Source organism: Mesorhizobium sp. M1050 (assembly GCF_040318715.1).
GTDB lineage: Bacteria > Pseudomonadota > Alphaproteobacteria > Rhizobiales > Rhizobiaceae > Mesorhizobium.
Map to the genome: position 1 here is coordinate 24,756 of NZ_JAMYMV010000059.1, position 12,674 is coordinate 37,429.

8 protein-coding genes and 8 pseudogenes are annotated in these 12,674 nt (G+C 59.1%); 4 read left to right on the forward strand and 12 right to left on the reverse strand.

What is annotated here, in order from left to right; translation table 11 throughout:
- Positions 1-17: 17 nt before the first annotated feature.
- Both NKH57_RS25730 and NKH57_RS25735 read right to left on the reverse strand, forming a co-directional pair.
- Positions 18-311 carry a site-specific integrase gene (locus NKH57_RS25730; RefSeq protein WP_352948422.1) on the reverse strand — a complete coding sequence of 98 codons (294 nt, stop codon included), beginning with the start codon at positions 309-311 and terminating at the stop codon, positions 18-20.
- Complete coding sequence (locus NKH57_RS25735) at positions 308-1,168, reverse strand: tyrosine-type recombinase/integrase (RefSeq protein ID WP_352948425.1); 861 nt, start codon at positions 1,166-1,168, stop codon at positions 308-310. The genes NKH57_RS25730 and NKH57_RS25735 overlap by 4 nt, the downstream gene beginning before the upstream one ends.
- A gap of 124 nt (positions 1,169-1,292) precedes the next feature.
- On the opposite strand from NKH57_RS25735, the gene NKH57_RS33890 reads away from it, so the two are divergent.
- Positions 1,293-1,574 carry a hypothetical protein gene (locus NKH57_RS33890; RefSeq protein WP_502907343.1) on the forward strand — a complete coding sequence of 94 codons (282 nt, stop codon included), beginning with the start codon at positions 1,293-1,295 and terminating at the stop codon, positions 1,572-1,574.
- An 80-nt stretch (positions 1,575-1,654) separates the two neighbouring features.
- Here the strand turns inward: NKH57_RS33890 and NKH57_RS25745 are convergent.
- Positions 1,655-2,023 (reverse strand): annotated as a pseudogene (locus NKH57_RS25745) (sigma factor-like helix-turn-helix DNA-binding protein); the annotation flags it as partial.
- 578 nt (positions 2,024-2,601) lie between these two features.
- Between NKH57_RS25745 and NKH57_RS25750 the strand changes: the two are divergent.
- Complete coding sequence (locus NKH57_RS25750) at positions 2,602-3,891, forward strand: ATP-grasp domain-containing protein (protein ID WP_352948431.1); 1,290 nt, start codon at positions 2,602-2,604, stop codon at positions 3,889-3,891.
- A 508-nt stretch (positions 3,892-4,399) separates the two neighbouring features.
- Positions 4,400-5,284 (forward strand): glutamate 5-kinase, encoded by an 885-nt coding sequence (gene proB, locus NKH57_RS25755; protein WP_352948434.1) that lies wholly within the window; start codon positions 4,400-4,402, stop codon positions 5,282-5,284.
- A 90-nt stretch (positions 5,285-5,374) separates the two neighbouring features.
- On the opposite strand, the pseudogene NKH57_RS25760 reads toward proB, so the two are convergent.
- The 9 genes and pseudogenes from NKH57_RS25760 to NKH57_RS25805 all read right to left on the reverse strand — a co-directional run.
- Positions 5,375-5,665 (reverse strand): annotated as a pseudogene (locus NKH57_RS25760) (transposase); the annotation flags it as partial.
- A gap of 84 nt (positions 5,666-5,749) precedes the next feature.
- Positions 5,750-6,077, reverse strand: a pseudogene (locus NKH57_RS25765) (IS630 family transposase); the annotation flags it as partial.
- A 17-nt stretch (positions 6,078-6,094) separates the two neighbouring features.
- Positions 6,095-6,294, reverse strand: a pseudogene (locus NKH57_RS25770) (CoA-transferase subunit beta); the annotation flags it as partial.
- Between the two features lie 34 nt (positions 6,295-6,328).
- Complete coding sequence (locus tag NKH57_RS25775) at positions 6,329-6,523, reverse strand: hypothetical protein (protein ID WP_352948437.1); 195 nt, start codon at positions 6,521-6,523, stop codon at positions 6,329-6,331.
- A 47-nt stretch (positions 6,524-6,570) separates the two neighbouring features.
- A complete protein-coding gene (locus NKH57_RS25780) occupies positions 6,571-8,001 on the reverse strand; it encodes a KamA family radical SAM protein (RefSeq protein WP_352948440.1) in 1,431 nt (476 codons plus the stop codon).
- Positions 8,002-8,244: 243 nt separating this feature from the next.
- Positions 8,245-8,499: pseudogene (locus tag NKH57_RS33895) on the reverse strand (transposase); the annotation flags it as partial.
- A gap of 209 nt (positions 8,500-8,708) precedes the next feature.
- Positions 8,709-9,790: pseudogene (locus NKH57_RS25790) on the reverse strand (IS5 family transposase).
- 545 nt (positions 9,791-10,335) lie between these two features.
- A pseudogene (locus tag NKH57_RS25800) lies at positions 10,336-10,652 on the reverse strand (transposase); the annotation flags it as partial.
- A 465-nt stretch (positions 10,653-11,117) separates the two neighbouring features.
- Positions 11,118-11,468: a transposase gene (locus NKH57_RS25805; RefSeq protein WP_352948453.1), complete on the reverse strand. Its 351-nt coding sequence runs from the start codon at positions 11,466-11,468 to the stop codon at positions 11,118-11,120.
- 24 nt (positions 11,469-11,492) lie between these two features.
- Between NKH57_RS25805 and tnpC the strand changes: the two are divergent.
- Positions 11,493-12,612, forward strand: a pseudogene (gene tnpC, locus NKH57_RS25815) (IS66 family transposase); the annotation flags it as partial.
- Positions 12,613-12,674: the final 62 nt, after the last annotated feature.

Below are 12,674 nucleotides of genomic sequence, written 5' to 3' on the forward strand. Positions count from 1 at the left end.
GAGTAGACGTACGGGGTCTATTGCGGCGGCAGCTTCGGCAATGATGTCGGCAGTGGCGAGAACGCCGCATGGCCGCGGCTGACGGCGAAGCGGTAAAAGCCGCTCAGGACTTTGTAGCGCAGCATCCAGGCGGCGCTGAGAGAGCCGCTGCCTTGGAGAAACGCGGCTACCGTCTTTGGGGTAATCTCGCCGATCTCGGGATTGCCCATTACGCGGCAGAACCTGCGCAGCAGCACCTCGGCGGACTCGAAACGCATGCCCAATGACCGCTGCTTGGTCAGATAAGCGTCGACGACATCGGTCAGCATCATTGCAGCGCTCCCAGGTCGAATGCACCAACCTCGCGAAGAGCTGCCAAGTTCACCTTGGCGTAGATGCTAGTTGTCGCAGCGCTACGGTGCCCCAAATGGTCCCCGATCTCCTTTATCGACAGACCTTCGGCAAGAAGCCGAGAGGCGCAGGCATGGCGCAGCGCGTGCCCCCCGCGATGGGCCGCTTCGATCCCGAGCGCGACAAATCTGCGGTTCGCGACATCATAGATGCTCCCCGCCTTCAACGGTCGGCGGGGCGCTTGCATACAGAGGAAGACTTCCGGGCACGCCGACGACGGCCGTATCGTGTCAATGTAGCGGGCGAGCGCCTCAGCAACAGACGAGACGAGCGGATAGATTTGTGGCTGGCGGCGCTTCAGACGGAAAAGCCGTAGCGTCCGACCGGCCCAGTCGATCTGATCGAGGCGCAATGCCACTACTTCCCCACTGCGCATTCCATAGACCGCAAGCAGCAGCAGGATTGCACGATCGCGGATGTCCCGCGGCTTGTCGGTCTCAGCATCGGCCAACATGCGTTGCACGTCTGACCAGTCCGGGGCGTACGGCAGAGATTCCTGTCGGTATAGCCGGGGACGGCAAATCGATCCCGCCAGGCTTTCGGCGCACATTCCCCGCTTTCCTGCGTAGCGCAGAAATCCGCGCAGAGCCGAAGCCGTGTTGGCGACAGAGACGCGGGACCATCGTCCCGTTGCCTTGGTAACGAAATAAGCGTCGATGTCTGCGGCCTGAAGATCCCCGAGTTGCCGATCTGTCTGGTCGCACCAGCGCAGGAACCTGCCGATCACACGCGTCCATTGCTCGAGCGTGGACGGTGTGAAGCCGCGCTCATCGCGCATCCACCTCACATACTCGTCGAGTTGGCTCTGATTCGAATCTGGCACTCGGTTCACGCCACCAACCGAGAAATCGAAGCCAAGGTCGTCCGATATCGACCACTCTTCGCGCCGCGGTGACGGCTCCGTGGGCCTGTTGCCTCTCAATGGCGATCCGTCGAAGTGCCTCGATGTCGATGCCTTTGGAAGAAGCATCCGGGCCGAGACGCGTGGCAATCCACAACAGCTCGCTGCGCTTGGTTCTGAGAGAAAAGGGAGTGGTGCCGCGTTCCGCGCAGTGGCGAAGGTAACGATTCCGATCTTCGGCAAACGGCGCGCCATCATTGTGGTGGCCCGACGAGTGGCCGGTATCAGTCGTCTGATCCATAGCAAACCTCCATTGGAAAATGGCTTGCTAGCCAGCCATTAAGTTATGTTGCGTCAAGAACCCAACGACGGCCAAACGCCTGAGAAATAAAAGGACTTCCACAACATAAATTTGGCCGCAACATAACAGGTGTAGCCGTAGCCGCCGGGATGGGCGGCGCGATACTCCTGCCACAACAGCGTCAGCGTCACCCCCTTGCGCTTCAACTCCCTGGCGATCAGCGCAAAGTCCGGTTCGCTCAGGTCTTGCGGCGGACGACCGGCACGGCCAAACAGCAGCCGCTCAAGCGTCGCCTCGTCGTGGCGGGGCGGCAGCGGCCAGCATGCCAGCCCGGCCTCCCGCGCCCGCAGCAAATAGGTCGATACCGTCGTCTTACTGATCTTCAGCCGTTCTGACACCTCACGCACCGAAAGACCCTGCTCATGGGTCAGGCGCAAGATCGCTTGGATATCCCTCACGCTCGTTCGTCTCGCTTGCTTCCGTCTCGGCATGGCCCCTCTCAACGTCATCGTGAGAGGCCAAACTGCCAGAACGGCGCAGCCGAGAACCGACCGTTAAATCCGCTCCCGAAAACTGTCCTGGATTTAGCGGAAACGCTGTCCGCGAATTACCGAAATCACTGTCCGGGGTTTAGCGAAAAGGGTGTCCGGGAATTACCGAAACACGCAGCCATCGCGCTGACCACGGACCGAAGCATGAACCCGGGGTGTCCTCAGAAGAAGGGACGCGATCCAGCGCTCTCATCGCGATCACGCGCTCGGAATGAACAGCCCTCAATCGGCCGACACAGTGTGTTGTCGAACCACTCGCTGCGTCTCTTTTGGACATAACTGCCCGGCCCCGTTACCGAAATCCTGACCGTAGTTCTCGCCGCCAGCTGCCCGCCAATCCTTCTTGCGCCCTAATGCGGCCGCTGCAACCAAAGCTTCAAACAAATTCACCGGATCTTTGCGACCGCAAATCGTTGACGATGGTACGCTCACCACAAATCTGAGGTCAGGCACAGCTGAAAAAACTGATGCCAGTTTACTCAGAACACCGCAAAACATGCAACTGAGGATCAACAGCCATGGCAAGAAGAGCGCTCATCCTGCTCGAAAGCAATACAAGGGTCACGGGTCCCCTATTCGTCCAAGCGGCCCAGCGTCTTGGTCTTCATCCAATTACCCTGTCGACTGATCCAGCTCAGTATGACTATCTTGCGGCGGAAAGGCTTGAGGCAATCCGTGTCGATACAAACGATCTCGATGCGCTGATCCACGAATGTTCCCGGCTGCGTGCGACCTATGACATTGCTGGCATTACGAGCGCCACGGAGTCGTTCTATGCGACAGTTGGCAAGCTCTGTCGGCATTTCGATTTACCGGGACCGAACCCCGCATCGATTGAACGATGCTGCGACAAATTCACCCAACGACAACTTCTCGCGGAGGCTGGCGTTCCAGTACCTGCTTATCGCGTGGCAGCGAATGCGACGGATGTAGAAAGCTCCGCGGCGGAGATCGGCCTGCCGGTGATTGTTAAGCCAGCCGTAGGCAGCGGCAGCAGCGGTGTCCGATTGTGCCGCAACCTCGATGAGTTGGCCGAGCATACGAACTATCTGTTAGGCGGGAAGCACATATGGCGCTCTTCGCCTAGGATACTGGTGGAAGAATTCGCACAAGGCCCCCAGTATCTGTCTGAGACAATGGGAAATGAGGTCATTGGGATTGGCACCGCTGACTTCGTGTCCCCCCCGCATTTCGTCTATCGTGAGTGGACGTTTCCGGCCCTGCTGGCGGATGACGAGCATGAGCGCATTGCCGATGTTTCGCTAAGCTGTTTGCGAGCTCTCGACCTTGGCTGGGGGCCAGCAGACATTGAGTTCCGGTGGACCAAGCGTGGCCCAGTCGTCATTGAAGTCAATCCGCGTCTTGCGGGTGCGCCCGTCCCTCAACTGGTTCAGCTGGCTTACGGTGTCGATCTCGTCACGGAGCACATCAGGCTTGTCATCGGCGACGAATGGAATTTGCGCAGAAGGCATTCGCAGACTGCGGCCGCGCGGTTCCTGGTTCCTGATCGCGATGGCATCCTGGATTGGATCAGTGGCGACAGTCAGGCCGCTGCTGTATCAGGCGTCGCCGAGGTCAAATTCTATGTTGACCCCAAGACGCCGATCGTCAGGAAAGGCGACTATAGAGACTTGATAGGATATGTCGTCGCCACTTCACCAAGCCGTGCTCAGACCGAGGCGATACTTCAGCATGCCGTCGACTTAATCGATTGGTCTATCACACCATTTCCGGCCGTTGGCGAACAGGAACAATCTGCGGCACCTCACCTCCGCGCACCAGCGAAGGTGGCGGCAGATAAGACGTGATCGTCGCCTAGTGTTGCTACAATTGAGAGCACGACAGAGACGCGGGCAACGATGATGCGAATCTTTGCTTCTGGGCAGCGTCATGCTATTGAATACAGTAAGAGGCAATACTTGTCTGCGAAAGGCAATAGTTTCCTGATCGACCTGCAGGTTAAGCCCGCTCTAGATACTTCAGCGTGCCATCGGCTTAATCGGTTCGTCGATCACACCATTCCCAAATTTTTCGGCCTCTTACCTCTGGTCCAATTGAGAGCACGAGGGAGACGCAGATCGACGACGATTGTGCTCGTCTGCCCCCCACGTTATCAAACAATAAAGGGTATCACCTATCTGCGAGCGTCTATCGTTTCTGCCCGATTTACGTGCTAAGTCTGCGGTTAAACTCATAATTGGGTGGATGGTAAGCTCACACTTCTTGCTATAGGGCACAAATTGATCCCTGATTGCTGGAACCGCTTCGGCGCCGAGAAGGTGTTGTATTTCGAACAAGTAACAGCTGGTGAGACAAATGCTAACCTCTAGCGTAGAAATTTTCGGTCAGGCCGGTAACGAGCGCCATTCATTGCTTTCTGCTCGCCGGATGATCGTGAAGATTGGCTCCGCACTGATTGCCGATACAGAGACCGGAGAGATACGTGGTCCTTGGCTTGAGACGCTGATAGAGGATGTCGTGCGAATTTTCTCACGCGGGCAACAGGTGATCATCGTCACCTCTGGCGCTGTCGCGATTGGATCATGTCAGTTCGATCAGTTGGACCGACCTCTGCGAATTGAGGAGAAGCAAACGGCCGCCGCGATTGGTCAGGTCCGACTCATGCTTGCTTATGAAAAGGGTTTCAATCGCCATGGGTTTGGCTTGGGGCAAATATTGTTGACCCGTCAAGATATAGACAACCAGCATCGTCGCCACACCGTGCGGTCAACTCTTCAGCGACTTCTGGAAATTGGCGCTGTACCTGTTATCAACGAGAACGACGCGACCGCAACGGCCGAGAACTGTTTCGGCGACAATGATCAGCTGGCGGCTCAGGTGATGAAGGTGGCAAACGCCGACCTTCTCATTCTGCTTTCCAACGTAGATGGCCTCTTCACGGAAGATCCACACGACAACCCGTCGGCCCGCTTGGTCACAGAAGTGGGATGCATTACCCCCGAGATAGAGGCCATGGCCGCTCGTTCCCCCGCTCGCCATAGTTCGGGCGGCATGGTAACAAAGTTGATGGCAGCAAGGATAGCCATGGACGCGGGCTGCGGCATGGTCATTGCCAAGGGAAACAAACCTTACCCACTCACCGCTATCGAGAACGGTGAGCTATCGACGTGGTTTGTTCCGTTCGCCAACGACAGAGCTTCGCGGGAGGAGTCTTCAAACGTGGATAACACACTCAGCTGAGCCAGCGGTGCGATCCCATCTAACGGAATGGCTCTATCCACGCCCCGGCAGGGACGTCTCGGCGCGCTCTGAACGCGATCCTCAAAGCTGTCATGCTGTCGCTCCGGCGGTCCGGTCGAAGAACTCGCCGGTCTTGAGCATCGCATGCATTGTCACCGCCAGTTTGCGGGCTACGGCAACGGCGGCTCGTTTGAAGCAGATCCTCTCCCGGAGTCGCAGGCCCCATGTCCGCAGGCTGCTGTCGGCGCAGCTGCGGGTCAGGATGACCGTCGCAGCTTCGTAGAGAAGCCCTCGCAAATGACGATCGCCCCGTCGGGATATGTGGCCGTCATAATCGACCTCTCCCGATTGGTAGCGCCGGGTCGTCAGACCGAGCCAGGCTTCCGGAAGCAAAGGCTGCCAACCTGCGTCGAAAGGTCAAGGCACCTACGGGAACGAATTCCACCTAGTGGCTCTGCACAGGGATTATGACTCTTTGGCTGGTATTGGATAGGCTTTGGCCAATTTGAGGCGGGCCTGTTTGGTTGAGAAAATCCAGTTGATGCGGGCGCCGCTGTTGTTTCGCTGGTTTTCCCAAGCGGCGACCTCGGCAGTGAGGCTGCCGCGAGTTTCGATGCGGCGGTCGAGGCATTGGCCGCGAATCTGATGGCGGCAGGGCCTGATAGAGCGCGGCGGGCGTGTGGGTCGACAGGTTGTCGAGCACCACCTGGATGCGCACGGCGTGAGGGTATTGGATATCGACGAGATCGCCCATGCAGTGGGCGAAGTCGTCGGCTGCGCGCCGCTCGGTGATCTAGCAGAACATCTTCAGAGGGTGGTGACCGCCGTATCGCAGAGCTCGCCATCGCCGATCCAGAGCGGCAGGACCGCTATGCCGATCGTGCCGCTCTCATGACTGAGCGCGATATCAGGCGCATGGGTGAGGCGCCACATTGCAGGCGGCCGAGTGGGCGCGCCATAAGAAAACATCAACGCCGGAAAGCGCATTCGCAGCGGCCGATCGTCATCATATCACCCGAGCTGAAGGCTCTCACGCCGCCCTCCTCAGATGACCGCCACGGCCTCCGAACTCGTCCGGCCCTGCTTCGAGCACATCGTCTTCCAGACGAGGAAGCCCTCGCGGTCGGCGGCGATCCTGTCGCATGCCAGATAGGCGACATTGTCGCGCGCATAAACGACCATGCGTATAGAGGTGCGCACCGCCGGGAATAACGGCGATTTGGTGACGACATAGGTCACGATCGGCGCCCCGTATTGTTCGAAAATGCCAACATCCCTAACCGCGCCTACTCCGCCGCCTGGAGAATTGCGGGCTTAATCCCATACATCGAGTAGAGACCCGCCTCATCGAAGATCACGCGGTCGTCATAGCCGCTGAACCAGATTGCATTCGGGTTTCGACCGACGATGGTCACCTTGGATCGGTCCCGCGCATCCGCGGCCGAACGCAGTAGCTTGAAGATCACGACGCCCTTTTCGCCGCCGGGGACGCCCGGTACGGACTCGTTGGTGACGGCAGCCACTTCGGTCTTGCCCTTGTAGTGCGTGATCGAGAGCCGCGCATGCGCCTCGGTTCCGGATAGGCCCTTCTGCGACTCGTTCAAAATCTGCCAAGCACGCTCGATCGGGACATTGAACGCCTTGTGGCCGATTATGTCGCGGCCACAGAAGAAGTAGTGGTTCTCAATACCGTGTCGGAGCATCTCGCGCTGCATGGTCCGCAGCACTTCGGGATCGTCGTTTATGTCGCGAATAATCGGCGACTGATTATGAATAGTGATCCAATCGCGCCGCCCGAGTTCCTTGACCGCTGCCCGCGTTTCGGAAATCCATTCGAGCCCACCGCCAGAATTGTCGATATATCCGCCATCCGGTGTTTTGCGGAGAAATTCGGCGGGATGGTTGAAGTGCACCATCATCCGCAGGCTGACTTCCGGATAGGCCTCGTGGAATGCATCGAGCATCGCAAAGAAAGTCCGGTCGAATCGCTGTGGATGAAACGCCAGTTCCTTGGTGCCGATGCGGATATTCTCGACGCCGGCTTCCGAGAGGCCTGCCAGCCAAGCAGCGATGTTCTTGTTTCCCAGAACCATTGGATCGCCGCCTGAGATCAGAATCTCGCGAAGCCGTTCACGGCCTGTCTCGGGATGGAGGCCGCCATTCGCGGCCACCGCCTTGTTGTGCTCGCCAATGTATTCGATAATCTCGCCGAGCTGCGCCAGGCCTTTGGGAGCAACTGTCCCATCCTCGTGGGTGATTTCTTTGCGGCCGATCAGTTCCTCGCGATAGCAGAAGCGACAGTGGGCGGAGCAGGTCGACGCCACATAAAGCAGACCAAGCTCATACTTATGGATAAGCCCTTCGCGCGGGCTGAAGGTCATTTGCTTGCCCGGATCTTCAGCACCGTCGAGATCGTAGGTTTCTTTCGGGCTGGCTTTCACCAGCGTCTGCATGGGTCGGCTGTATTGCGCCTGCTCATAATAGTGCCGCGTGATCTTGATCGGCATCCGCGCCTCCAGATCTCTCGGGGTGCCTTTCAACTCGAGGATCTGATCAAGTTCTTCTCGTGAATAGAAGCCGCGCATATCTTGGGGCACATCGTTTCTGGCGAACTTGACTATGCCGGTGATGATCTGCCGGTCGTATTTGCCGTTGATGACTTTGTCCAGAAACGCCTGCTCGCGCTGTGAGGGCAAGTATTTTTCTACGGCAGCCATGGCGCACACCTCCAGGTTGTGATCTCCGGCCGGCACAGACTGTAGCTGAGGCCGATCCGCGTGAACGCGTTGATTTTCTCTGTCTGATTTCTCGGATGCACCGCCCGAACTTGCAAGCACATATTCCTCACCAGTTTATGACTCTTATTCATGAAGACAGTATTCCTCGAACCGCGCTGATCCGCACCCTTCAGCCTGCTTCAACAATGCGGCGCTCACCGGTTTTTAGGTTGTCACATTATGGCGACCGGTCGCGGCGTCATAGATGTGGATCGGCAGGAAGCAGTGCTCGTTGTAATGGGCGTTGAAGAGCGAGAGCTGCTGATGGCCGGGAACAACATCAACCGTGTCATCGATGTCGAGCGACACGCTTTTGGGCGGCGCGGCATAGCTCGACAGATCGCCCGCACCCAGCCGAGCCGGATGAGGGTGCGCAGGTCAGGCAGGTTCCTCCAGGCGCGAGCACGTCGGCTGCGAGAGCAGATCATGGCGTGAATCACCCCCTGTGAGTCGCGCGGATCGTGCATCGCAGCGGCCAGCCTGTCGGCCAGTTGGACACCTCGAACTACCGGCATTTCCAGAGGCGGGTGGTGCGGCAATGAGGTTGCGAACAGCCTGACGCGCGGCGGTGGCTGGATTTCGATCGTTGGGGCTGATGCTGGTTGCCGATTTCGGCATCGCGGCGGCGTTTTCCGCCGCTCTCGCCGTCATGCGGGGGCAGTTCGCCCCTGGTGCCAAACGAAGAGGGTGAGATTGTAGGCGAGGTTGACCATGCCGATCTTGGTGCGGGCGCGGGCGATGCCGATCGTGCGGACAAACAGGCCCATGCGGGATTTCTGCTGCGCAAAGACGTGCTCGACGAAGGCGCGGATCTTTGAGCGCCGGCCATTGGCCCGTGCCATCGCCTCGCTCATCGGCCGGCCTTTCGGTTTCTTGTGATGAATGTCGGAGACATAGCCGTTCTTGTCCAGCCACGCCTCATCCTTCTTCGAGCGATAGGCGGTGTCGGCCCATACCGTCGAGCCGGTGTTGTTCTTGTCCAGCACGTTGCGAAGCTGCGCCCCGTCCGAGGCCGAGGCGCCGGTGACGTTCCAGCCGCGGATGAAGCCGTGCCGGCGATCAATCGAGGCATGGTTCTTGTAGCCGAAGGCGGGAACGGCGATATCGCGCTGCTTCGTCTTTCCATCCTCATCGGCCTTGGCCTTCGAGAACTTCACGGTCCAGCGTGCGTCCCGGTCCTTCTGGCGCAGCTTGGCTGGCTTCTTTTCCCACTCGTCCGGCACCTTTCCTGCCTTGATGTCGGCCTTTTCAGCATCGGAATTGCGGGGTGCTTCAGTGCGGCCACGATCGTGGCATCCACGATCTGCCCACCCATCGCCAGATAACCGGCCTTGGTGAGGTGCTTGTCAAAACGGGCGAACAGGTTCTCCACTGCCCGGGCCTGCGTGAGGTGCTCCCTAAACAACCAGATCGTTTTGGCATCGGGAACCTTGTCGCCGAGTCCCAACCCGAGGAAGCACATGAAGGAAAGTCGGTCATGGATCTGGAACTCGGCCTGATCCTCCGAGAGACTGTAGAGCGCCTGCAGAACCAGGACCTTGAACATCATTACGGCATCAAAGGGCGGCCGGCCGCCCTTGGCGCCATCGGAGCGCTTCAGCGCCTTGGCCAAAGGTTTCCGGAAAACCTCCCAAGGCACCACCCCGTTCAACTTCTCCAGTGGATCGCCGGCCTCGCTCAGCCGGACACAGCGCTCGTCAATGTCCCAGAACCCAGCCTGCCCTCGCATTCAACGCCTCCGTGCAAATCACCAGGCGAAGTGAATCAAAATGCGTTCTCGATTGCCAGGTTTTTCGAGGTGTCCAGTGGCAGGCGTCGCTCGGCCGCGGCCAAAAGCATGACGCCAACATCGGAGGTGACGCGTCATCATCAAATGCAGCTGAGATCTTCTTGCGCCCAACGGCTGAAAATAAGAGCGGCAGCAACGTATCGTCGCTCATGGCGGGTGTGGCTTATATGAGGAGGGTCAATGCGAATGGTCGTCAGAGCGTCATTTTTTTCTCCGCTGTTGCAACGTCCAGGGTTTGAGCCCAATGCATGACGCGGCCCGTTGCCGAGCCAGATCCAACTTATATACGGTCGCTGTTCGGAACAGCTGCACCAACATCCCGCTTGCGGCGGACAAGGCTCAGAAGGACGGGACCATTCTCGCGAAGCGGCATTTCAAGCCAAGCCACACCTCGGTTCGTCCACCTGGATCGTCAGGACTGGTCAGGCCCTGAGGATAGGAATAGGTCTAACGTTCAGCAGTCATTAGTCAGGCGGCCTTGATTATTACCCCTCGATGGCGACACCCGCATTGACGTATTTCCAAAGCGCGACGAGCAGCTTACGGGCAAGCGCAACGATCGTCGTTTTCTTGAGCCGCCCGCTGCGCCTGACCCGATCTTGGAACCACAAGGTGAGCGCCGAGCGCGATTGATGGCGCAACCATAGCCAGGCGAGCTGATCAGCGTCGTTCGTAGTCTTGGATTGCCGGATTTCGAGACCCCCTGGTCGTGATCGATTGACCCGCTCTGCCAGGGTGTCGGTGCAAGCCCCGCATAGGCGGCCAGCTGTCGTCGGTTGTCAAAATGGCGGGAAAGCCCTTCCGCTTCTGGCTGGACTGGACTGGAAAAAGATCCGCCCGGCCAGGGTCAGGCGGCCGTTATCGACGGGCTGAAACCGGCCTGCGGCAAGATGAATCATGCGGCTGGAACGGTTGGGAAAGCGGCTGTTTTTGTGCTTTGTTGCTTGCCATGGTTCTACCGGTCTTGCCCTTCCCGACGACGTTGATGCGCTGAAGGCGATGATCCTTTCCATGGCTCGCGAGCAGGCTGCAAGCGAGGCCCGGATCGTAGTCGCCGAAGCTCGGATCGCAGCCTCCGAGGCGGAGGTCGTCTCGACCACGCGTCATTGGCGATGCCGTGGTGCGCGCCGGCGGCGATGTTGATCCCGATCGCCTGGCGAGAATCATCCGCGCGGTTCGCAAGGCATGATCGCTTCCGGTGTGGTGGTTTACGTGTCGTGCCAGCCTGTCGACTTCCGCAAGGGCGCGGCATCTTTGATGGCGCTGGTCAGGGATGGCGGCCTGGACCCGTTCTCGGGGGCGCCTTGCGGCGCCATGCATAGAGCTGCGAGGGGTCCAGCCCCTCGGAACGCGCAACTGCCGACACATTACCCCCTGGAGAGAAGGCTTCGGCGACAAGCCGTGCCTTCTCTTCGTCCGACCGACGCTTTCGTCGGGCATGGTTGCGCCACTGACGGAGGGAGCGAGCAAGCCGGCGAAGTTCACGCGCTTTGAAGCAATGGGCAGCGACATGGTGGAAATCGCCACAGGCTCCGCCGTCAAAATCTCGAATGTTCGATGATGGCTCATACTGTCGCTCATAGGATTCTCCGCATGATTCATGCTGAAAATGAGCGATCTACCGCCTGCACGCTACGTGGGGATGCCTACGCGCTTACGCGCGCGGCCGATATCGCAGACCAGCAGAAGCTGTGATCTTCCAGAGTCTTCGAATAAAGACAAACCCCGCTGCCGTCCCACCACACGATGCGAACCCGGTCCGCACGCTTCGAGCGGAACACGTGAAGCCGCCCGGCTGAAAGCCATCGAGAAGAGCGCCAACGAGCGGATTGCCAATCTCACGTCGATCCTGAAGGTTTTGCAGCGCACGCAACATGGCACGCGTTCCGAGCGGCTACGCCTGGCCATCGACGACGAGCAGGCCTCCTTTGCCTTCGAAGAGGTCGAGACCGGCCTTTCGGCGATCCGGAGCGAACTTGCTCACGCGGCTGGGGACAAGCCAAAGCGCGTAGCGCGTCCACGCAAGGGTTTTGCAGCTCATCTCGAACGCATCGAGGAAGTTATCGAGCCGGAAGTCCGGGCGACTGCGAGGGGCTGGAAAAGGTTCTGATCGGCGAGGATCGATCCGAGCGGCTGGACGTCGTGCCGCCGAAGTTCCGGGTCATCGTCACGCGCCGTCCCAAATACGCTTTCCGGGGCCGTGACGGCGTGGTCCAGGCTCTGGCGTCGGCGCACATCGTTGAAAGCGGCCTGCCGACGGAGCGGCTGCTCGCCTATATCGCCGTGTCGAAATACGCCGACGGCCTTCCGCTTTACCGGCAGGAGACGATCTATCTGCGCGATGGCGTTGAACTCAGCCGGTCGTTGATGGCGCAGTGGATGGGGCATCTGGGCTTCGAATTGCAGATGCTCGCCGATTACATCCTTGAGCGCGTCAAGGAGGGCGAAAGGGTCTTCGCCGACGAGACGACCTTGCCCACCCTTGCCCCCGGAGCGGGGAAAACCACGAAGGCCTGGCTATGGGCCTACGCACGAGATGATCGACCCTATTGTGGAACCAGTCCGCCAATGGTTGCCTATCGTTTTGAAGACAGCAGAGGCGCGGATTGCGTGGCGCGCCACCTCGCCGGATTCAGCGGTATCCTACAAGTGGATGGCTACTCGGCCTATACCAACCTGGTCAAGGCACGGGCCAAAGCCGGCAGCAATGAATCAATCCGGCTCGCCGGGTGCTGGGCTCATTATCCAGGGCGAAGTTTTATCTGGAGTCTTTGGCGGCGCATGCTGCATTTGGGAGAGGTTCAGGGGTGGCAGTATCCGGATA

Coding starts and splice junctions, on each gene's coding strand:
- NKH57_RS25730 (WP_352948422.1), bottom strand. CDS start 311: ATGATGCTGACCGATGTCGTCGACGCTTATCTGACCAAGCAGCGGTCA.
- NKH57_RS25735 (WP_352948425.1), bottom strand. CDS start 1,168: ATGCGCGATGAGCGCGGCTTCACACCGTCCACGCTCGAGCAATGGACG.
- NKH57_RS25750 (WP_352948431.1), top strand. CDS start 2,602: ATGGCAAGAAGAGCGCTCATCCTGCTCGAAAGCAATACAAGGGTCACG.
- proB (WP_352948434.1), top strand. CDS start 4,400: ATGCTAACCTCTAGCGTAGAAATTTTCGGTCAGGCCGGTAACGAGCGC.
- NKH57_RS25780 (WP_352948440.1), bottom strand. CDS start 8,001: ATGGCTGCCGTAGAAAAATACTTGCCCTCACAGCGCGAGCAGGCGTTT.